The sequence below is a fragment of the Gramella sp. KN1008 genome, from assembly GCF_004332155.1.
GTDB lineage: Bacteria > Bacteroidota > Bacteroidia > Flavobacteriales > Flavobacteriaceae > Christiangramia.
The window spans coordinates 555,734-576,830 of record NZ_SJDV01000001.1; the positions used below are offsets into that span (position 1 = coordinate 555,734).

Genomic DNA, 21,097 nt, shown 5'->3' on the forward strand with positions numbered 1-21,097 from the left:
GTAATATTTTTTAATCTTCGTCTATTGGGATTGTAAGCATTGGTATCTCAGCTTTTTTGATAAGTTCCAGGGATACATTTTCCTGAAGGAGATTATGAAGAAAACTGTGTTTATGAGTCCCCACAATTAAAAGATCAATATTCAGTTTTCTGGCTTCATCAAGAACAGTTTCTACCGTGGAACCCTGGATGAGCAGGGCTTCAGACTCGATATTCTCCCCAATGAAATTCTTGCAGACCTCCTGCAGATTATGGTGCTCTTCACGATATTCTTCGGCTTTGATATCCCTGATATATTGAGGGCCGGGTTCGTAGCCCACAAAATCGGGCTCTGGCTCTGCCACATGCAGAACCCAGATCTTGGAATTAAATTTTTCGGCCAGACCTTCAGCATAGACCATTAACTCACCTATACTGTCGTTAAAATCAACCGCCACCATGATATTCTTTAAAGTATCCATCCTTAAAAGTTTTTATTATCAATAACCTTTGTCTATTTCCACCTTATTCTTAAGGGGTTCGTTTTCCATCATTCGTTCATAATTTTCAACGATCTGAGGCACTACAGATTTAGGGTTTGTGAGGCTGGCGATATGAGGTGTTATGTTTATTTTCTCATGCTCCCAGAAGGGGTGTTCTTCCGGAAGGGGTTCTTCTCTAAAGACATCCAGAGAAGCCCCTGAAAGATGTCCGCTATCAATCATTTCCATAAGGTCATGTTCCACAAGGTGCTGGCCTCTGGCCACATTTATGATATAAGCACCTTCAGGAAGCATATCAAACAGATCGGCATTTAATATATTTTCGGTATCCTGGGTAAGAGGAAGCAGGCAGATCAGAATATCGCAATTTTGAAGAAACTCTTCCATTTGTTCCTTTCCATGGAAGCTGGTCACATTCTCACAGTTTTTTTCTGTTCTGGACCATCCATAAACTCTGAAACCATTTTTATCTAGTTTATCGGCCACCGCGTTACCCAATACTCCCAGTCCCATGATACCTACTTGAGTGTCTTTGGGTCTTTGATACTGGAAACGGTCCCATTTCTTTTCCTTTTGTGCCTTGGTGTAATAATGTAATCCCCGAATATGATTCATTACCTGGCTAAGCACAAAATCGCTCATATCCTGGGTTAACATATCATCTACCACCTTTGTTACTGCAACCTCTTCGGGCAATCCGCTGTCGCTCAATATGTGATCAACCCCTGCACCCATACTGGCTATAACTTTCAGGTTCGGATAATTTTTAAATAGTCCCCGGGGATGGTTCCAGGCAAGGGCGAACTCTACTTCCTCCTTATCGTGATCCTCGGGATATACATATATATTCATTCCCGGATGCTGGTTCCTCAATTCATTTACCCAATTCTCCGGATCCTTCCCGGGACATACTACTAATACTGACATAAATTTATTTTCTTTTTCATATTTAACTTACAAAGGCGCTGTAACCTGTAATGGCCCGGCCCACAATAAGTGAATTTATTTCTTTTGTTCCTTCATAACTATAGATCGCTTCGGCGTCTGCTACAAATCTTGCAACATCATACTCCAGAAGAATTCCATTACCTCCAAGTACTTCTCTTGCCCGGCTAACGATATCTCTCATGCGCATACTGCAGTAGACCTTTGCCAGACTCGCGTGCTCATCGGTAAGCATTCCCTGATCCTGCATTTCAGAAAGCCTGAAACACAGAGTTTGCATGGAGGTAAGATTGGAAAGCATCTCTACCAGGTGATCCTGTATCAGCTGGAAAGAGGCTATTGGCCTCCCGAATTGTTCACGTTTTTTGGTGTATTTCAACGCGCTTTCATACGCCCCACGTGAACATCCAACCGCCTGCCATGCCACTCCGGCTCGGGTCATTCTCAATACATTGGCGGTATCCTTGAATGAGTCGGCCTTTTGAAGCCGATCGCTTTCCGGTACAACGCAATCCTTTAAGGTAATAATGGCATTCTGAACAATTCTCAGCGCCATTTTATCCTTGATCTTTTCGGTTTTGAATCCCGGATTTTCTTTTCGCACCAGAAAGCCTTTCACTCTGTTGGAATCCTCGTCCCTGGCCCAGATAATGGTCACATCGGCGAAAGTCGCATTTCCTATCCATTTTTTCTGACCATTCAAAATCCAGTTCTCACCGTCAAATTTGCAGGTGGTTTCCAGTCCTCCTGCTACCCCAGAACCCACATTCGGCTCGGTAAGTCCAAAAGCTCCTATCTTTTCCAGCTTCTGCATTTTTGGAAGCCATTCCTGTTTTTGCTGTTCGCTTCCACAGAGGTAGATAGATCCCATGGCCAGCCCGCTGTGAACTCCAAAAAATGTGGAAACCGATACATCCACCCTGGCAAGTTCCTGGGCGATGATACCTTCCATTAAAAATGGGAGGTTAGGGCATCCATAGCCTTCATATGGTACTCCTACTATATCTATCTTTTTGAATTTCTCTATGATCTCGAACGGGAACTGGTCCTTCTTCCAGTATTCGTTCACCAAAGGTCTGATTTCATCTTCCATGAAATTGCGCACCTTCATCTGGATCTCCCGTTGTTCTTCAGTTAATTTGAGGTCCAGATTATAAAAATCACCATCGATGGGAGGGAGGTCATGCTGACCTTTTCGGCGCTTGGTTTTTAACATTTTCATCAAACCGGCCAGTTGGCGGTCATCTAATTCACCCAGGCTTTTCATGGCTTCGGCAAGATCTACTTTTTCATTGATCTTGGCCAGCTGATCCATGTCTACCGACTTTAAAAGGCTGATGGTGTTTTTTACTTTTTTGAATAAAGACATAGGAGAAACCTCTTGGTGAATTTTAAAAGTAGGAATTATTAAAGCTCACAGCTGTTAAGGTTTTCCGAAGAAATGATAAAAAAAGGCCGCTCAGTGGCGGCCAAATTTGTCAATCGGTTCCGATAGCTATCGGAATTGTTTCAACTTCTATTAAATCTTATTGATTGTTTAGCGGAATAGCTTCCTTCACCTTGTCAACATAATCAAGTTTCTCCCAGGTGAACAATTCCACATCTTTAGTGATCCTTCCGTTATACGGACTTTCAAAGATCTTGGTCACTTTTCGAGGTTCTTTCCCCATATGACCATAAGCTGCTGTTTCCCGGTAGATAGGACTTCTAAGTTTTAAGCGGTCCTCTATGGCAGCAGGTCTCATATCAAAGATTTCTTTTACTTTCTCGGCGATCTGTCCGTCGGTAAGATCAGTGTTCTTTTTTCCGTAGGTATAAACCGAAATAGAAGTAGGCTCCACCACCCCGATCGCATAGGATACCTGTACAAGAATTTCGGGTGCCACGCCTGCGGCTACAAGATTCTTGGCAATATGTCTTGAAGCATAAGCGGCCGAACGGTCCACCTTTGAAGGATCCTTTCCTGAAAAAGCGCCTCCACCATGAGCTCCTTTTCCGCCATAAGTGTCCACGATGATCTTTCTTCCGGTAAGCCCGGCATCACCATGCGGCCCGCCTATAACGAATTTACCGGTTGGGTTAATATGATAAACGATATCATCATTGAACAATTTCTGAACGTATTCCGGCAACTGTTCCTTTACTCGCGGGATCAGGATCTCAATGATATCTTTCTTGATCTTCTTCAGCATGGCCTCATCATCCTTATCAAATTCATCATGCTGGGTAGAGACAACTATGGAGACGATGCGCTGAGGTACATTGTCATCGCTGTATTCAATGGTCACCTGACTCTTGGAGTCGGGGCGAAGATAATCTATCTCTTTTCCTTCTCTTCTCAGTTTCGCGAGTTCGATAAGGATCTTGTGAGAGATATCAAGTGCTAGCGGCATGTAGTTTTCTGTCTCATTGGTAGCGTACCCGAACATCATACCCTGGTCACCGGCTCCCTGTTCTTCCTTGTTTCCACGATCCACACCCTGGTAAATATCCTGGGACTGTTCATGTATCAATGAGATCACTCCACACGAATCACCACTAAATTTATAGGTGCCTTTGGTATAGCCAATATCATTGATCACATCCCTGGCGATATTTTGAACATCCAGGTAGGTATTACTTCTAACTTCACCGGCGAGAACAACCTGGCCAGTAGTCACCAAAGTTTCACAGGCTACCTTTGACTCTTCATCAAAAGCAAGGAAATTATCGAGTAAAGTATCGCTTATCTGGTCTGCGATTTTATCAGGGTGTCCTTCAGAAACGCTCTCTGAAGTAAATAAATAAGCCATTCAATTCCTTTTTTAAGTTTATGCGAACAGAAAATTTGACGTGAAAGGCTAATAGGAGTGTAGAAAACTACTGCTTTAGCATTTTAGCATGTAAGGCAAAACTCGCCGTACATTTTAGGGTTGCAATCAGTCAAATCTGTCCCTTTCAATAATTAGGTTACAAATGTATGAAAATTAGTATGAAGGCAAATTGATTTAACGTCAATTTATTTGAGCTGTTTTTCTTTAAAATTTATTTCCTGGTAAGGTCGTAGCGTACTTTTAATGATAATGGCGTTGCGCTTCGCCCGTAAGGGTCTCGCGCCGGGCTTTCGCGACTCGCTTCCCGCTCTTTGGGATCGGGAGAGCTCAAACAAACCCCTCAATCCCTAACGCAGGCATTTTTGGAATAAATCAGAAAATCCCGGGTTAAATTCCGAAATTCTCGAAAAAGCCCTTTTAAAAATCAAATTTCAATAATTCTTTTGTAATCGCTTGGAAATTAAAAATCTCCGTCGTTATCTTTGTCAACAAATCAAAAGTAAATGATCAGAAGAATTTGCAATATGATGATGTGTATGATGGGGACAGGGTCCGCAGCGCATCCTATTGCATGAATCTGAAACAGATAATATTGTAAAGAGCCGCTGCCAACCGCAGCGGTTTTTTTATTATAAAATCAAAACGTCTAACTGAACCGGGATTTGGGACGGCGTAAAAAATAAGAAGTCAGGCTGAGCGAAGTCGAAGCCTAATTAGAGAGAGATAAAATGAGAACAAGAGTAATAGTAAATATGATGATCTGCCGAATGATGATGCACATGTGCATGCGTTACATGGAAAGCTATTACCAAAACAGGAGAATTTAATATTAGTTATAAAGTTCAATTCAAAAGTCCCCTTGGTAATAGCAGATCAGGGGGACTTTTTTTATGGATAAATAACAATATTAAAATTTTCAATCATGAGTACACACAAATTTTCAACAGCAGCATTACATGCAGGACACGATACAACTTCTAACGGTGGAACCAGAGCAGTTCCAATTTACCAGTCAACTTCATACGTCTTTAAGAATTCAGATCATGCAGCCGATCTTTTCTCACTTGCAGAACCTGGATATATCTATACACGGATAAATAACCCAACCAATGATGTTCTCGAGCAACGCCTGGCTGCTCTGGAAGGTGGGATCGCTGCAGTAGTAACCGCTTCGGGAACTGCTGCGACCAATACCGCATTATTAACCCTGTTAAAGGCCGGGGACCATATAGTTTCCTCTAACAGTTTGTATGGCGGAACCTATAATCTTTTTAAAAATACACTTCCAAGACTTGGGATCACTACCACTTTCGTAGATCCATCAGATCCGGCAAACTTCACCAAAGCCGCGAAGGAGAATACCCGCGTGTTCTTTGCCGAATCTATAGGGAACCCAAAACTGGATGTACTGGACCTGAAAGGAATCTCAAAAGAGGCTAAGGCCTTCAATGTTCCTTTTATAGTGGATAATACGGTGGCCACTCCCTATCTCTTGAATCCAATTGAGCATGGAGCAGATATAGTAATTCATTCCCTTACCAAATATATTGGTGGAAACGGAACTTCACTGGGCGGAGTGATTATTGATGCGGGGAAATTCAATTGGGCAAATGGTAAGTTTCCTGAATTTACCGAGCCTTCTCCGGGATATCACGGGATCGTTTATCATGAAGTATTGGAAGAGGCGGCCTTCATCGCAAAGGTGCGTATCGAAGGCTTAAGGGATCATGGGGCCGCGCTTAGTCCGTTCAACGCGTTCCAGATCCTGCAGGGACTTGAAACCCTTAAGGTAAGAATAAAGGAACATAGCCGCAACGCATTGAAACTGGCCAAATGGCTGGAAGAACAGGAAGAAGTGGAATGGGTTAATTATCCGGGTCTGGAAAGCAGTAAATACCACGGGCTGGCTAAGGAATATCTTACAGAAGGTCAGAGCGGGATAGTGACATTTGGCGTGAAAGGAGGATACGAAGCTGCAAAAACAGTGGTAGACGAAACTCAGATCTTCTCACTTCTGGCAAATATTGGTGATACCAAGTCATTAATAATACATCCTGCGAGTACCACACATCAACAGCTTACTGAAGATGAACAGGCTTCAACAGGGGTTACACCAGACCTTATAAGACTCTCGGTGGGGCTGGAAGATATAGAAGACCTTCAAAATGACCTTAAGGAGTCCTTTTCAAAAATCAAGAAAAACACACTGGTTTAAATTGTTGGTTTGGTTAGTAAATCCGGGCAGGGAGCAGGAGGCCCTTCCCGGATTAAATTAAAAGAATATGCTTAAAAAATTAGTCATAGAAGATTTTAAAAATTCTGCGGGAACGGTTCAGGATATTAAGCTTTCGTATGAGGTCTTTGGTCAGCCTTTGCATTCAGCGCCAGTAGTGCTGATAAATCATGCCCTAACCGGAAATTCCAATGTGGCAGGAGATGACGGCTGGTGGAAGGAGATCGTTGGTGAGAAAAAATGTATCGATACCACTAAATACACCGTCCTGGCTTTCAATATTCCCGGAAATGGCTATGACGGATTTATCATAGAAAACTATAAGGATTTCGTCGCCCGGGATATCGCGAATATTTTTCTTCTTGGCCTGGAAGAATTAAAGGTCAGAGAATTGTTCGCACTCATTGGTGGTTCGCTTGGAGGCGGAATTGCCTGGGAAATGGCTGCGATCAGTCCTTCAATTACTCAAAATTTAATTCCTATAGCTACCGACTGGAAATCTACCGACTGGTTGATCGCTAACTGCCAGGTACAGGAACTATTCCTTAATAATTCAAAAAATCCGGTTCATGATGCCAGGATGCATGCGATGTTGTGTTATCGCACGCCGGAATCATTCAAGTCCCGTTTTAAACGCAGTACCAATGAGGAGCTGCAGGTTTTTAATGTTGAAAGCTGGTTGCTGCATCATGGAAATAAACTTCAGGAACGCTTCCAGATAGGAGCGTACAAATTGATGAATCAGCTTTTGAAAACTATTGATGTTTCACGAGGCAGGCCGGAGCTGGACAAAATTCTGGAACAAATTCAGGCTAATATTTGCATTATTGGAGTTGATTCAGATCTGTTTTTTACTGCGGAAGAGAACAGGGAAACACATCGTCAACTAGCGCAAAGCAGTAATAAAGTTACCTATAGCGAAATTCATTCTGTGCATGGTCATGATGCTTTCTTAATTGAAGCCAGGCAGGTTGAGCAAATCATTTCTGGGATCTTTCAGCAGGGCAATAAGCTGAAAATTGTAAAATTTGGTGGTAAATCCCTGGCTAACGGAAATGGGATCAATGCGGTTCTTGATATTATTGAGGATAAAATTGAAAAACAGGAGCGAATAGGAGTGGTGGTTTCCGCGAGGGGAAAAACAACCGATCATTTGCAAGATCTCCTGGAAATGGCTGCTTCAAATCAGGATTATAGTCTTGCCTTTGATAAATTCAAAAAATATCAGGCAGGCGGTTATGAGACATTGGATTTTTCCGAAGAATTTAAAAATATTGAAAATATTCTGGAAGGTGTAAAACTGCTGGGAGATTACAGTCTTAAAGTCAAAGATCAGCTGCTGGCTCAGGGAGAAATTTTATCTGCTAAATTTATAACAGTAGTGCTACGGGAACGAGGCCATCAGGCTCACTTTACCGATTCCCGAAACCTTCTTAAAACCGATGATAATTTTGGAAGCGCCCAGCCGCTTGAAGCGATTTCCAAGGAACATTTTCTAAAACATTTTGAACTTCATAACGGACAAACTGTAAATATCATTACCGGTTATATTGGTTCAACGCCCAATGGCGAAACCACTACTTTGGGTAGAAACGGAAGCAATTATTCGGCGGCGCTGATCGCCAATTATCTGGATGCCGAAGAGTTGCAAAACTATACTCACGTTGACGGAATTTTCACCGCGAACCCTGATCTGGTTCCAAATGCTCAACGTATAGAGGAGCTTTCTTATAGTGAAGCCAACGAACTGGCTAATTTTGGCGCGACGATCTTACACGCCAAAACGATTATCCCTCTAATTGAAAAGAATATTCCCTTACGTATTTTGAATACGTTTAATGGAGACAATCAGGGAACGTTAATCACTGCCAAACCTACTAAAGAAGGGATAAAGTCACTATCAGTTCTTGAACATACTTCCTTGCTTAATCTGGAAGGCCGTGGACTGTTAGGGAAATCTGGTGTTGATGCACGAATCTTTAGGGCGCTTGGAGACAACGGGATTAGTGTTAGCATTATTTCACAGGGCTCTTCAGAAAGAGGTATTGGTCTTGTGGTTGACGCAGAAAACGCGAATCGTGCTGTGAAAGCGCTGGAAAGGGAATTTGAAAGTGATTTTTATTCCAAGGACGTCAATAAGATATCTGTCGTAGAAGATGTTTCGGTAATATCCATCGTGGGTCAGGATTTAAGCACTTTTCATAAACCTTATAACGCGCTTATCAGGAATCAGATCGTGCCGCTTCTTTTCAATAATACCGTGACAGGGAAAAACGTGAGTCTCGTAGTGAAAAAAACACAGCTTCATAAAGCGCTGAATGTAATTCACGGGGAAATTTTTGAAGTATATAAGAAGATCAATATTGCCATTTTCGGACATGGAAATGTGGGCGGAACGCTTATCGAACAGATCCTGGATTCTGCAGCTTCTATTGAGGAGCGTAAGAAAATAAGGCTGAATGTATTCGCAGTGGCCAATTCCAGAAAACTGCTGTTGAATTCAGAAGGTATTTCAGCAGATTGGAAAGACCAGTTGGATTCATCAAAAAGGGGATCTTCGGTTTCAGAAATTATTGACTACGCGCAACTGCATCATCTTGAAAATCTTATTGCGATTGATAATACGGCCAGCCATGATTTTGTTTATCACTATCCGAAATTGGTTAAAAGTGGTTTCGATCTCATCTCATCCAATAAAATAGCCAATACTTTAGGTATGCAGTTTTATAATGATTTGCGGAAAGATCTGGAGAAAAACCAGAAACGATATTTTTATGAAACCAATGTGGGTGCAGGACTTCCCCTTATAGACACCATCAGAATTCTGCATCTTTCAGGAGAAAATATTACTAGAATCAGGGGTGTCTTTTCCGGAACCCTGAGTTATCTTTTTAATACGTTTTCTTCTGAAGACCGGCCATTTAGCAGTGTGGTGAAAGAAACAATCGAAAAAGGTTTTACAGAACCAGACCCAAGGGAAGATTTTAATGGAAATGATGTGGGTAGAAAACTACTTATTCTAGCAAGAGAACTCGATTTGCAGAATGAATTTGGGGATGTGAAGATTAAGAATTTAGTGCCGGAAAACCTGAGAGGGGGAGACGCCCAGACCTTTATTTCCAATCTGGAAAAACTGGATGAAACTTACCAAAAGATAAAAGAAGCACAGGAGCCGGGTCATGTTTTGCGATTTATCGGGGATCTGTCAGGAGATTTACAACAGGATAAGGGTGAGCTGGAAGTCAAGCTTGTCTCTGTTCCGGCAGATAGTAGTCTCGGGCAGGTGAAGGGTGCCGATTCGATCTTTGAAATTTATACGGAATCTTATGGAGACCGACCAATTGTGATTCAGGGAGCCGGAGCCGGAGCGGCTGTTACGGCAAGAGGTGTATTTGGGGATATTTTAAAATTATCAGAAAAAATAAGTTAATGGAAAATTTTGAAACCATAGCAGTAAGAACACAGGCAGAGAGAACAGGGTTTCAGGAGCATTCGGTGCCCTTGTATCTCACCTCAAGTTATGTGTTTGAAGATGCTGAGGAGATGAGAGCGAGCTTCGCCGAGGAGAAAGAGCGGAATATCTATAGTAGATTCACAAACCCCAATACTTCCGAATTTGTAGAAAAGATCGCGAAGATGGAAGGAGCCGAAGCGGGCTATGCATTTGCTACGGGAATGTCGGCGGTTTTCTCAACCCTGGCAACACTGCTGGATAGTGATGATCATATAATCTCGGCAAGAGCTGTTTTTGGTTCTACTCATAGTCTGTTCACCAAATTTTTTCCAAAGTGGAACATTTCACACAGCTATTTTAATGTGAATGAAGTCGATAAGATTGAAAGTCTCATAAAACCGGAAACAAAGGTCATTTTTGCAGAAACTCCCACGAATCCGGGTGTGGATATCCTGGATCTTGAAGAACTGGGAAGGATAGCAAAAAAGCATGATCTGCTTTTGGTCATAGATAATTGCTTTGCCACTCCATATCTTCAGAATCCGATAAAATTTGGAGCCGATCTGGTGATCCATTCGGCAACCAAACTTATTGATGGCCAGGGAAGGGTGCTTGGAGGAGTGACAGTTGGAAGTGGGGAGTTGATCAGAGAGATCTACCTTTTCAGCAGAAATACCGGACCGGCATTGTCACCATTCAATGCCTGGGTATTATCAAAGAGTCTTGAGACTCTTGCAGTAAGGCTGGACAGGCATTGCGAGAATGCATTGAAAGTGGCAGAGTTTCTTGAAACTGAAAATAATGCAGAAAACGTTAAGTATCCTTTTCTGAAATCGCATCCACAATATGAGATCGCGAAAAAGCAGATGAAGCAGGGAGGAAATATCGTTTCATTTGAAATTAGGGGAGGAATTGAAGCCGGGCGAAAGTTCATCGATAAACTTGAGCTTTGTTCGCGATCGGCAAACCTGGGCGATACCAGGACCATAGTAACGCATCCGGCATCTACCACTCATAGTAAATTATCTAAGGAAGAACTGGCAGCCGCAGGGATTTCTGAAGGTTTGGTTAGGGTTTCGGTAGGGCTGGAATCTGTAGAAGATATTATTAAGGATTTAAAAAACGCATTAAACAATTAAAGGAAGCAGGAGGAATATTTTTATATTCGTCTTATGCTTTCAAAAAAGACCAAGTACGGAATTAAGGCACTGGCCTACATTGCCAGAAAAAAGGACAGGAAACCGGTCCAGACCTCAGAGATCTCTGAAAGTGAGAATATTTCACAGAAATTTCTGGAAAGTATTCTGCTGGAATTAAGAAAATCGGGATTCCTGGGTTCAAAAAAGGGAAAAGGAGGAGGTTATTATCTCATTAAAGAACCTGAAGAGATAAAGATGACCTCGGTGATCCGGGTTTTGGAAGGTCCAATAGCGATGGTACCTTGTGTAAGCCTTAATTATTATGAGAAATGTGATGATTGTCCGGATGAAAAAACCTGTTCAGTGCATAAATTGCTTATCCAGGTAAGGGATGCCACATTGAACATACTTGGTGAAAATACATTGAGAGATATTGCTGTTACTGAATAATCACGAATGTTAAAATAAGTTTTTTATTAACGAATTTATTGGTCGTTAGGGAATTCGAACATAGTTTTGCTAAAAACCTAGTAAACCGATAGGAATATATAGAAATGATCACGGGAATGTTTTTAAACCAGTCAAAAGCAAGCCAAACTTTTAAGCAAGACAGGGCCTCGGAGAAGCCTCTTAGGAGTATCGCCAAGACCGTAAGCTGGCGTATCGTTGGTACCCTGGATACCATTGGGATCTCCTGGTTGCTTACGGGTCAGATCGAGACGGCCCTGGCAATTGGTTCGGTAGAACTGGTGACTAAGATGATCCTCTATTTTGCTCATGAACGAGTTTGGAACATGATAAATTTTGGGAGGGATTAATTATGAAAAAGTATACAGAAAAGGAATTAAAAATTCTAAACGAGAAATTCAGGAAAGCAAGTCCTGGAGAAATTATCAAGTGGGCTTTAGCCGCGAGCGATAAGCCGGTGGTAACCACTAATTTCAGGCCTTATGAAGCGGCAATTCTTTACGCCTGTGCAAGTGAAGACCCTTCCATTAAGGTGATATGGTGTGATACGGGTTATAATACTCCTCAAACTTACAAACATGCCAGTGAATTGATAGAACAGCTGCACCTGAATGTGAAGCTTTATATCCCTCAGCAAACGGCAGCTTACAGGGATGCCTATTTTGGAGGAATTCCGGAAATAAACAGCCCAAAGCATGAAGAATTTACCCGCCAGGTAAAACTTGAACCATTTCAGAGGGCTATGGCTCAGCAGAAACCAGATCTCTGGTTCACCAATTTAAGAAAGGGACAAACTGCATTCAGGGACAGTATAGATATCCTGAGCTATAGTAAAGATGGCTTGTTAAAGGTAAGCCCTTTCTACCACTGGAGTGACAAAGAACTGGATGTATACCTGGCAGAAAAAAACTTGCCAAATGAATTCAAATATTTCGATCCAACTAAAGTATTAGGAAACAGGGAGTGTGGTTTACATGCCTAAAAAAGAATAAAATGGGAGCAGTTTTAAATCAAAATACCTTAGAGAGCGAAGCGGTCTATATTTTCAGGGAAGTAGTTGCACAGTTTGAGAATCCGGTGCTTTTATTTTCTGGAGGGAAAGATTCGATAACCCTGGTAAGACTGGCGCAAAAGGCCTTCTTTCCAGCTAAGATTCCTTTTCCGCTTCTGCATATAGACACCGGTCATAATTTTCCTGAAACCATAGAGTTCAGGGATAAACTTGTAGAGGAACTTGGGCTTAAGCTTATAGTTCGTCATGTACAGGATGATATTGACAGTGGAAAGGCGATTGAAGAAAGCGGAAAATATTCCAGCAGGAATTCTTTACAAACCAACACACTCCTGGATGCTATAGAGGAATTCAAATTCGATGCCTGTATAGGAGGAGCCCGGCGGGATGAGGAAAAAGCCCGGGCCAAGGAAAGGATATTTTCAGTAAGAAACGATTTTGGAGAATGGGACGAAAAGAATCAGCGCCCCGAGGTCTTTGATATGCTTAACGGAAGGATAGAAATTGGACAAAATGTAAGGGTCTTTCCAATTTCCAATTGGACAGAACTCGATGTTTGGAGTTATATAGCCACTGAAAACATCGAAATTCCTTCAATTTATTATGCTCATGACAGGGAAATATTTGAACGTGACGGCCTTTTATGGTCGGCTTCAGAATATGTTTACAGAGAGGAACATGAGATCCCGGTGAAAAAAAGAGTGAGATTCAGAACCGTGGGAGATATGACCTGTACCGCAGCGGTGGAGTCGGATGCAGACAGTATTGACAAGATCGTCCAGGAGATAAGAGAATCAGCTATTTCCGAGAGAGGAGCCAGAATTGATGATAAACGTTCTGAAGCAGCGATGGAAACCAGAAAACAACAGGGATATTTCTAAAATAAAAACAGGTATTTCTGATTCGATCGGAATTGGTTCAGACCTTATTATAAAAGAACAAAATGGAAGTTTTAAAGATAGCGACAGCAGGAAGTGTAGACGACGGGAAAAGCACCCTTATCGGGAGACTGCTTTACGATACCCGATCCCTGACTTCAGATAAACTGGAATCTATTGAAGCCAGCAGCCGGAAAAAAGGACTTGATTACCTTGATTTCTCCCTCGCAACCGACGGGCTGGTGGCCGAGAGAGAGCAGGGGATCACAATAGATGTGGCCCATATATATTTTTCAACACCTAAGAAGAGCTATATAATTGCCGATACTCCGGGACATGTGGAATATACCAGGAATATGGTTACCGGAGCATCAACCTCACAGGCATCCATCATTCTTATCGATGCGAGGAAAGGAGTGATCGAGCAGACTTACAGGCACTTCTTCATCAATAACCTTTTGAGGGTGAAAGAGGTGATCGTTGCTGTGAATAAGATGGACCTTGTCAATTATTCGGAGAATGTTTTCAATGAGATTGTTGCTGAGTTTCAGGAACTGCGAAGTAAAAGTGATTTTAAAGGACAGAATATCACCTTTATCCCGGTAAGTGCTTTATGGGGTGAGAATATAGCCGAAAAGTCTTCTGCTATGTCATGGTATGAAGGAGATACTGTTCTCGAGCATCTCGAAGCACTAAAAGCTGAAGATTTCGAGGAAGAAAGTCAGGCAAGATTCGCTGTTCAAACCGTGATCCGACCAAAAACCGATGAATATCATGATTACAGAGGTTACGCAGGGAAGATTAGTGGCAGCAGTCTGAAAGTTGGTGACGAGGTGACCGCTCTTCCTTCCCTCACCACTTCAACGATCAAGGATATACAGTTCTTTGATGAAAGTTTTGAAGAGGCCCCAGCCGGAAGCTCTGTTACTATTAGTCTGGCCGATGATATCAATGTGGCCCGTGGGGATATGTTAGTAAAGTCTGGTGAAGTTCCGCAACAAACGAAACTGCTTGAAGCGACTGTATGCTGGATGGATAATAAAGCTCTGCTTCCAGGAAATAAATATTTGTTGCAACATAATACCAATGGGATTCTGGCCAAAATTGATCGTATAGAAGGTCACGTGGAAACCAACTTTGGAGGTGTGACAAAAGCTGACTCTTTAAAACTGAATGAAATTGGCAAAGTAAGTATCAAATTAAGCAAACCTGTTTTTGCCGATAATTTCGAAGAGAATAAAGCTAACGGAAGATTCATTCTTATAGACCCTCAAACTAATACAACAGCGGGAGTAGGATTCATCAGTTAATTAAAACAGATATAGAAGTGAAGAATTTAGTTATGAATATGATCAAAAACATGTGTATGTGCTCACCGCCTCACACTTAGAAGACTATTCTGCAAACTGAATTCAAAAAGTCCTTTTAAGTGTCATGCCTAAAAGGACTTTTTTCATTTTATGAATTTTCACAATCTCAAATATTAGAAGTGAATAATCTCAGCCCCCACCTATCCAAATATATAAATAAGACCCGGAAACGAGGTCAGGGTGACGAGTCGATAAGTTTGATGTCATGCTGAACTTGTTTCAGCATCTATAGGAAATAGAGAGAAATTTCAGATAAGAATTTAAATAAGTAAATCATGCAAAGTTTTAGAACCGAAATTGAAAATCCAGTTGTTGAACAGGACATCCTGGAGTTAGAGAAAAAGATCAGGCTGTTCCGTGAAGGAAAGGCTGATGAAGAAAAATTCCGAAGCCTTCGTCTTGCACGTGGGGTTTACGGGCAGAGACAGGCTGGTGTTCAAATGGTTCGTATAAAACTGCCGTTTGGAAAAGTGACTTCAGAACAGTTACACAGGATTGCAGATGTCTCTGATGAATATTCAACGGGAAGATTACATATCACTACCCGTCAGGATATACAGATACATCATGTGAGCCTGGACCGTACCCCTGAATTATGGGCTCAGCTGGAAAAAGATGATATCACGCTTCGTGAAGCTTGCGGGAATACGGTAAGAAATATTACTGCTTCCCCAACGGCCGGAATCGATCCTGAAGAGCCTTTTGATGTATCGCCCTATGCTCATGCAGCTTTCAGTTTCTTCCTTAGGAATCCGGTCTGCCAGGAGATGGGAAGAAAATTCAAAATATCATTCTCGTCTTCAGATGAGGATACAGCCCTTAGTTATATCCATGACCTTGGATTTATTGCAAAGATCAAAGATGGAAAACGTGGCTTTAAAGTATTGCTGGGTGGCGGCCTGGGTTCACAGCCAAGACATGCCGATGAGCTTTATGATTTTCTTCCGGCAGAAGAGATCCTTCCTCTTATCGAAGGAGTATTGAGGGTATTTGATCGACATGGAGAAAGAGCAAAAAGATTAAAGGCGAGGATGAAGTTCCTTATTAAGGATATTGGAAAGGAAGCCTTTATGGATCTTGTTGCAGAGCAGCAGACTGCCCTTTCTAAAAGACAGCCTGAGTTTGAAATCGAAAAATATGGAGTTGAACCTCCTTTGAAGGAAGTTGATGTTCCTTCAGTAGAGATCAAGGACGAAAAAGAATTTGAGCTTTGGAAAAGTACCAATGTTATTCCTCAAAAGCAGGAAGGATTGTTTGCAGTTGGGATCCGTGTTCCGTTAGGGGATTTTTATACCGGTGGAGCAAGACAGCTGGCCGATCTAGTTAAGAAATATGCCGGTAATGAGATCAGGTTAAGTTTGAGACAGGATATCTTAATTCGTCATGTGCGTGAAGAATTTTTACCATTCTTTTATTCTGAACTTAAAAAGCTTGGCTATGCTGAGACCGGTTATAACAAGACGGTAGATATCACCGCCTGCCCCGGTACAGATACCTGTAATCTTGGAATTGCTAGCAGTACTGGGATAGCAGATGTACTGGAAGATGTTCTGAAAGAGGAATATCCCCAGTTTGTGAACGGAAAGGATATCACTATTAAAATAAGCGGATGTATGAATGCCTGCGGCCAGCATAATATGGCCGAGATAGGTTTCCAGGGAATGTCAATTAAAGTTGGAAAAACAGTGGCACCTGCACTTCAGGTGTTACTCGGTGGAGGAACCCTTGGTGATGGAAAGGGACGTTTTGCCGACAAGGTGATAAAAGTGCCTAGTAAGAGAGGGCCGGAAGCATTAAGGATCCTGCTCGATGATTTTGAAGCCAATTCGGGAAGCGAGGAGAAATATGCCGATTATTATGATCGTCAGGAAAAGCCTTATTTCTATGATCTTCTTAAAGACCTTGCCGATACTTCCAATCTCACCGAAAGTGACTATGTGGATTGGGGACATGAAAAGCCATACATAAAGGCCGTAGGTGTGGGAGAATGTGCTGGAGTTGTGATAGACCTGATTTCTACTTTGCTTTTTGAAAGTGAGGAAAAGATAGATAACGCGAAAAGCGCTCTTGAAAGAAAGGCCTGGGCAGATAGTATTTATCATTCTTATACATCTATTGTGAATTCGGCCAAGGCATTATTACTGGCAGAAGATGTGAAGACAAATACACAGGCCGGGATTATTTCGCAGTTTGATGAACTATTCGTAGAGCCTGGAAAAATTGAATTGTCGACTTCTTTCAAGGAGTTCGCATACCAGTTGAATGAAAATGAGCCTACAGAGGCTTTTGCAAAGAAATATCTGGAAGATGCTCATTTATTCCTGAAGAGAGTAGATGCTTATAGAACAAAGGAGGTACAAAATGTATAATACACCAAAATTAAGTGTAGTAGGAGCCGGGCCGGGAGATCCTGAATTGATCACCATAAAGGCAGTGAAGGCTTTGAAAAGCGCAAAAGTGGTTCTTTATGACGCCTTGATCAACCGGGAATTACTGGAGTATGCACCACAGGCAGAACATGTTTTTGTGGGAAAACGTAAGGATAAACATCGTTACTCCCAGGATGAGATCAATGAGTTGATAGTAAAAAATGCTTTGGAAAAAGGCCATGTGGTAAGATTAAAAGGTGGTGATCCATTTGTCTTTGGAAGAGGATCAGAGGAAATCACTTATGCCAGAAGTAAGGGCCTGGAAACCGAAGTGGTTTCTGGTATTACTTCTTCGGTAGCCGTTCCTGCAAATGTGGGTATTCCTTTAACGCAAAGGGGAACCTCTGAAAGTTTCTGGGTGATTACGGGAACCACGTCGCAGCGAAAACTGTCAAATGATGTGCGCCTTGCAGCCCAGTCAACAGCCACAGTGGTCATATTGATGGGAATGAGCAGGATCGCTGAGATCGCTGAGGTTTTCAGTCGGTTTGGAAAAGAAGATACCCCGGTCGGGATCATTCAGAACGGAACAACAGTGAATGAAAAAGCGGGCTTCGGCACGATAAGGAATATAGTGGAGGTTGTGAAGAATAAGAAGCTCACTGCACCGGCAATAATAGTTATTGGTGAAGTGGTAAAGGAAGCGAATGCTTTGCAGCAGGTTTTTCATAATGTAAAGAGCATTCCGGAGCAAACAAAATTTATTGATGCCGATGCTGTATAAAAGTCATCAAGCTGAACTCGTTTCAGCTTCTCAATAGATCCTGAAACAAGTTCAGGATGACGAATACAATATTCACCTCGAGCGAAGTCGAGAGGTTTGGATAAAAATAAAATTGCTATGAAAGAGAGAAATGAATTATATCCGGTTTTTTTAAAGGTCAGCAAGCTCAATATTCTGGTAGTGGGCGGTGGAAATGTGGGGCATGAAAAGCTACATTTTTTACTGAAATCCAGTCCGAATGCCAATGTTGAAGTCGTCGCCAAATGGTTTCTGCCAGAAACTGAAGAATTAGCACTTAAACATGGGGTAAAGCTGACCAAAAGCCGGTATAAGCGGAAATTTTTAAAGAAAAGGCATGTGGTGATAGCGGCAACCAATGATGCTAAACTCAACAAACGAGTGCACCGGCATGCTAAAAAACGCTATCTGCTGGCCAATATAGCCGATACCCCAGAACTATGTGATTTCTACATGGGTGGTATAGTGAACAAGGGCCATGTAAAAATAGCGATCTCTACCAATGGAAAATCGCCCACTACGGCCAAGAGGTTACGGCAGTTCTTCGAGGAAGTGATCCCAGAGAACGTGAACGAAATGGTAGAGAACCTTAATGAATACCGAAAAACAATTAAAGGCGATTTTGAAGCCAAAGTAAATGAGTTGAATAGTTTAACAGAATCCTTAATCGAAAAAAAAGAAAAAGATGATTAAAACAGACATCCTGATAATAGGAGCAGGACCAACGGGATTGTTCACCGTGTTTGAAGCAGGACTTTTAAAGTTGAAGACACACCTTATAGATGCTTTACCGCAACCAGGAGGACAGTGTTCAGAAATATATCCAAAAAAGCCTATCTACGATATTCCGGCATTTCCAGAGATACTGGCGGGAGATCTTGTAAACAACCTGATGGAGCAGATAAAGCCCTTCTCTCCTGGTTTTACGCTTGGTGAACGTGCAGAGACCCTGGAAAAACTGGATGACGGTACATTTATCGTTACCACGAATAAAGGAACACAGCATCATGCACCGGTGGTTGCAATCGCTGGCGGACTGGGATCCTTCGAACCGAGGAAACCCCCTATTACGAATATTGCCGATTATGAGGATAGGGGAGTATCCTATTTTATAAAAGATCCCGAAGTATATCGTGATAAAAGAGTGGTGATCGCCGGCGGAGGTGATTCTGCTTTGGATTGGGCAATTTACCTCGCCGATGTTGCTGCAGAGGTGGCCCTTGTGCATAGAAGAAGAGAATTCAGGGGAGCTCTGGATTCTGTTGAGCAGGTCTCAGAATTGGCGAAACTTGGTAAGATAGATCTTGTCACCAATGCCGAGGTAGTTGGTCTCAGAGGAGAGAAGAAACTTGAAAAGGTCGTTATCCGTCATAAAGATGAAGCTCGAGGAGAGGAATTCAGAGAAGTGGATGAATTTATCCCTCTGTTCGGACTTTCTCCTAAACTGGGACCAATAGGAAACTGGGGTCTTGAAATTGAGAAAAATGCCATTAAAGTAGATAATTCGTACGACTATCAAACCAATATTCCTGGTGTGTATGCCATAGGAGATGTGAATACCTATAAAGGTAAGTTGAAACTTATACTTTCGGGTTTTCATGAAGCAGCGATCATGTGTCAGAGTGCTTACCATAGAATTTATCCAGATAAAAAATATGTGTTGAAGTATACCACTGTTGGTGGAGTGGAAGGATTCGATGGAAGCAAGAAAGAAGCTAAAAAAGAAGTTGTACAGAGTATAGGAGTTAATTAGTTGATGATAATTAGCTTCTGAAGTCTTAGTGATTTTATGGTGTTTTTAACTCCATGTTTTCAGAGCTTTAAGTGGGAATGCTTTAAATTAGCCTTAAGCAGGATCGCTGGAATATTTGATTTTCCGCTAAATTAAGAAGTACATGGCAACTTTGAAATTGAACTTTAGAATAGACAGGGAGACGAATTCGATTATTGTTGAAAAGGAATTTGCCGCGCCTTTAGATGTGGTATGGTCGGCATGGACGTTACCGGAAACCCTTGATAAGTGGTGGGCGCCAAAACCATGGAAGGCCACCACCAAATTGATGAAATTAAGGGATGGCGGGAAATGGTTCTACGTGATGGAGAGTCCGGAAGGCGAGCAACATTATTCGTTGGTAGAATATAAAGAGGTAATACCGGAGCAAAGAATTGAAGGGGTTGACGCATTTTGTGATGAAAACGGGAATATTAATGAAGAACTTCCAAAATCATACTGGAAAGTGGAGTTTGAGCCTGAAGGAGCTCACACCATGGTTACGATAAAAACGAAGTATGAAAAGACAGAGGACCTGGATGTCGTCTTGAATATGGGGTTTCAGGAAGGTTTTACGGCCGGTCTTCTGCAACTGGATGAATTATTCAAAACCTAAAAAGTATAGTTCAAACCCTGGATTGCGAATTCCGAATCAGGAATGCTATCTTTGTGAAAAATTATTTCAATGAAGATCAGTTTAAAGAGAATCAATGACAGTTACCTTTTTGAAACTAAAAATGAAAGAGGTGATATCGTATTACTGGATAATAAGTCTGAAGAAGATCCCAGAGGTTCAAGCCCTATGGATATGATCCTTCGCGGGATAGCAGGATGCAGTAGTATTGATGTGGTCATGATACTTCGTAAACAGCATCATGAGCTCGAAGATCTTCAGGTTGAGGTAGAGGGTTTCAGGGAAGACGGAGCAATTCCAAATGTCTTCAAAAAGATCCACCTGGAATTTATTCTCAAAGGAGATGTTCCTCCGGCTAAGGTGAAAAGAGCCGTGGAATTGTCGATGGATAAATATTGTTCGGTTGCAAAAATGCTTGAAAAAGCGGCAGAGATCAGTTATTCGATCTTGTTGAATGGAGAAAAAGTGGATTAATAATTTAGTTAAAGAATAAAAAGGGAAAGAGTGATTAGAAAATTTAGTTTTAAGCGGTAATTTTTACTTCTTTAACTCATTTCCTCTTTAACTTATTTGCATTTCCCCTGCTTCGCCCTATATTTGGCCTCATAAGTTCATTTTTTATTAGTGTTATCAAGAAAGGTTGAGGGAATAGACCCGTTGAAACCTTGGCAACCCTCCTTAGGGAGAAGGTGCTACATTCTACCGATGTAATTGGATAGATAACAAAG

At 41.9% G+C, this 21,097-nt stretch carries 18 protein-coding genes and 1 riboswitch; of the genes, 14 read left to right on the forward strand and 4 right to left on the reverse strand.

Features of this window, described 5'->3' with window-relative positions:
- Positions 1–10: 10 nt before the first annotated feature.
- The 4 genes from EZJ28_RS02590 to metK form a co-directional block, all read right to left on the reverse strand.
- Complete coding sequence (locus EZJ28_RS02590) at positions 11–460, reverse strand: universal stress protein (protein ID WP_131394576.1); 450 nt, start codon at positions 458–460, stop codon at positions 11–13.
- Positions 461–478: 18 nt separating this feature from the next.
- Entirely contained in the window at positions 479–1,408 is a 930-nt protein-coding gene (locus EZJ28_RS02595; RefSeq protein ID WP_131394579.1) for a glyoxylate/hydroxypyruvate reductase A, read from the reverse strand.
- Between the two features lie 22 nt (positions 1,409–1,430).
- The gene (locus EZJ28_RS02600) at positions 1,431–2,795 is read right to left on the reverse strand and encodes an acyl-CoA dehydrogenase family protein (protein WP_131394583.1); all 1,365 of its coding nucleotides are present in this window, start codon (positions 2,793–2,795) and stop codon (positions 1,431–1,433) included.
- 157 nt (positions 2,796–2,952) lie between these two features.
- A complete protein-coding gene (gene metK / locus EZJ28_RS02605) occupies positions 2,953–4,218 on the reverse strand; it encodes a methionine adenosyltransferase (RefSeq protein WP_131394586.1) in 1,266 nt (421 codons plus the stop codon).
- Positions 4,219–5,161: 943 nt separating this feature from the next.
- On the opposite strand from metK, the gene EZJ28_RS02610 reads away from it, so the two are divergent.
- The 14 genes from EZJ28_RS02610 (at position 5,162) to EZJ28_RS02675 (ending at position 20,843) form a co-directional block, all read left to right on the forward strand.
- Positions 5,162–6,454, forward strand: a complete 1,293-nt coding sequence (locus tag EZJ28_RS02610) for an O-acetylhomoserine aminocarboxypropyltransferase/cysteine synthase family protein (RefSeq protein WP_131394590.1) — start codon at positions 5,162–5,164, stop codon at positions 6,452–6,454.
- A 67-nt stretch (positions 6,455–6,521) separates the two neighbouring features.
- Positions 6,522–9,902, forward strand: a complete 3,381-nt coding sequence (gene thrA / locus EZJ28_RS02615) for a bifunctional aspartate kinase/homoserine dehydrogenase I (RefSeq protein ID WP_131394593.1) — start codon at positions 6,522–6,524, stop codon at positions 9,900–9,902.
- Positions 9,902–11,065 carry a PLP-dependent aspartate aminotransferase family protein gene (locus EZJ28_RS02620; RefSeq protein ID WP_131394596.1) on the forward strand — a complete coding sequence of 388 codons (1,164 nt, stop codon included), beginning with the start codon at positions 9,902–9,904 and terminating at the stop codon, positions 11,063–11,065. Before thrA ends, EZJ28_RS02620 begins: the two co-directional genes overlap by 1 nt.
- A gap of 33 nt (positions 11,066–11,098) precedes the next feature.
- Positions 11,099–11,515 (forward strand): Rrf2 family transcriptional regulator, encoded by a 417-nt coding sequence (locus tag EZJ28_RS02625; RefSeq protein ID WP_131394598.1) that lies wholly within the window; start codon positions 11,099–11,101, stop codon positions 11,513–11,515.
- A 116-nt stretch (positions 11,516–11,631) separates the two neighbouring features.
- Positions 11,632–11,883, forward strand: a complete 252-nt coding sequence (locus tag EZJ28_RS02630; protein ID WP_242670053.1) for a DUF2061 domain-containing protein — start codon at positions 11,632–11,634, stop codon at positions 11,881–11,883.
- Between the two features lie 2 nt (positions 11,884–11,885).
- On the forward strand, positions 11,886–12,515 hold the full coding sequence (locus tag EZJ28_RS02635) for a phosphoadenosine phosphosulfate reductase family protein (protein ID WP_131394603.1): 630 nt from the start codon (positions 11,886–11,888) through the stop codon (positions 12,513–12,515).
- 11 nt (positions 12,516–12,526) lie between these two features.
- A complete protein-coding gene (gene cysD / locus EZJ28_RS02640; protein ID WP_131394605.1) occupies positions 12,527–13,426 on the forward strand; it encodes a sulfate adenylyltransferase subunit CysD in 900 nt (299 codons plus the stop codon).
- 62 nt (positions 13,427–13,488) lie between these two features.
- Positions 13,489–14,733 (forward strand): sulfate adenylyltransferase subunit 1, encoded by a 1,245-nt coding sequence (locus EZJ28_RS02645; RefSeq protein ID WP_131394607.1) that lies wholly within the window; start codon positions 13,489–13,491, stop codon positions 14,731–14,733.
- A 335-nt stretch (positions 14,734–15,068) separates the two neighbouring features.
- Positions 15,069–17,162: a HEPN domain-containing protein gene (locus EZJ28_RS02650; protein WP_131394610.1), complete on the forward strand. Its 2,094-nt coding sequence runs from the start codon at positions 15,069–15,071 to the stop codon at positions 17,160–17,162.
- Positions 17,155–17,946: a uroporphyrinogen-III C-methyltransferase gene (cobA, locus tag EZJ28_RS02655; protein WP_131394613.1), complete on the forward strand. Its 792-nt coding sequence runs from the start codon at positions 17,155–17,157 to the stop codon at positions 17,944–17,946. Before EZJ28_RS02650 ends, cobA begins: the two co-directional genes overlap by 8 nt.
- 117 nt (positions 17,947–18,063) lie before the next feature.
- A complete protein-coding gene (locus tag EZJ28_RS02660) occupies positions 18,064–18,657 on the forward strand; it encodes a bifunctional precorrin-2 dehydrogenase/sirohydrochlorin ferrochelatase (RefSeq protein WP_131394616.1) in 594 nt (197 codons plus the stop codon).
- Positions 18,650–19,717 carry an NAD(P)/FAD-dependent oxidoreductase gene (locus EZJ28_RS02665; RefSeq protein WP_131394618.1) on the forward strand — a complete coding sequence of 356 codons (1,068 nt, stop codon included), beginning with the start codon at positions 18,650–18,652 and terminating at the stop codon, positions 19,715–19,717. Before EZJ28_RS02660 ends, EZJ28_RS02665 begins: the two co-directional genes overlap by 8 nt.
- 142 nt (positions 19,718–19,859) lie before the next feature.
- Positions 19,860–20,351, forward strand: coding sequence for an SRPBCC domain-containing protein (locus EZJ28_RS02670; protein ID WP_131394621.1), 492 nt, complete (start codon positions 19,860–19,862; stop codon positions 20,349–20,351).
- Positions 20,352–20,420: 69 nt separating this feature from the next.
- Entirely contained in the window at positions 20,421–20,843 is a 423-nt protein-coding gene (locus tag EZJ28_RS02675; protein ID WP_131394624.1) for an OsmC family protein, read from the forward strand.
- 150 nt (positions 20,844–20,993) lie between these two features.
- Positions 20,994–21,095: riboswitch (SAM riboswitch) on the forward strand.
- Positions 21,096–21,097: the final 2 nt, after the last annotated feature.

Coding starts and splice junctions, on each gene's coding strand:
- EZJ28_RS02590 (WP_131394576.1), bottom strand. CDS start 460: ATGGATACTTTAAAGAATATCATGGTGGCGGTTGATTTTAACGACAGT.
- EZJ28_RS02595 (WP_131394579.1), bottom strand. CDS start 1,408: ATGTCAGTATTAGTAGTATGTCCCGGGAAGGATCCGGAGAATTGGGTA.
- EZJ28_RS02600 (WP_131394583.1), bottom strand. CDS start 2,795: ATGTCTTTATTCAAAAAAGTAAAAAACACCATCAGCCTTTTAAAGTCG.
- metK (WP_131394586.1), bottom strand. CDS start 4,218: ATGGCTTATTTATTTACTTCAGAGAGCGTTTCTGAAGGACACCCTGAT.
- EZJ28_RS02610 (WP_131394590.1), top strand. CDS start 5,162: ATGAGTACACACAAATTTTCAACAGCAGCATTACATGCAGGACACGAT.
- thrA (WP_131394593.1), top strand. CDS start 6,522: ATGCTTAAAAAATTAGTCATAGAAGATTTTAAAAATTCTGCGGGAACG.
- EZJ28_RS02620 (WP_131394596.1), top strand. CDS start 9,902: ATGGAAAATTTTGAAACCATAGCAGTAAGAACACAGGCAGAGAGAACA.
- EZJ28_RS02625 (WP_131394598.1), top strand. CDS start 11,099: ATGCTTTCAAAAAAGACCAAGTACGGAATTAAGGCACTGGCCTACATT.
- EZJ28_RS02630 (WP_242670053.1), top strand. CDS start 11,632: ATGTTTTTAAACCAGTCAAAAGCAAGCCAAACTTTTAAGCAAGACAGG.
- EZJ28_RS02635 (WP_131394603.1), top strand. CDS start 11,886: ATGAAAAAGTATACAGAAAAGGAATTAAAAATTCTAAACGAGAAATTC.
- cysD (WP_131394605.1), top strand. CDS start 12,527: ATGGGAGCAGTTTTAAATCAAAATACCTTAGAGAGCGAAGCGGTCTAT.
- EZJ28_RS02645 (WP_131394607.1), top strand. CDS start 13,489: ATGGAAGTTTTAAAGATAGCGACAGCAGGAAGTGTAGACGACGGGAAA.
- EZJ28_RS02650 (WP_131394610.1), top strand. CDS start 15,069: ATGCAAAGTTTTAGAACCGAAATTGAAAATCCAGTTGTTGAACAGGAC.
- cobA (WP_131394613.1), top strand. CDS start 17,155: ATGTATAATACACCAAAATTAAGTGTAGTAGGAGCCGGGCCGGGAGAT.
- EZJ28_RS02660 (WP_131394616.1), top strand. CDS start 18,064: ATGAAAGAGAGAAATGAATTATATCCGGTTTTTTTAAAGGTCAGCAAG.
- EZJ28_RS02665 (WP_131394618.1), top strand. CDS start 18,650: ATGATTAAAACAGACATCCTGATAATAGGAGCAGGACCAACGGGATTG.
- EZJ28_RS02670 (WP_131394621.1), top strand. CDS start 19,860: ATGGCAACTTTGAAATTGAACTTTAGAATAGACAGGGAGACGAATTCG.
- EZJ28_RS02675 (WP_131394624.1), top strand. CDS start 20,421: ATGAAGATCAGTTTAAAGAGAATCAATGACAGTTACCTTTTTGAAACT.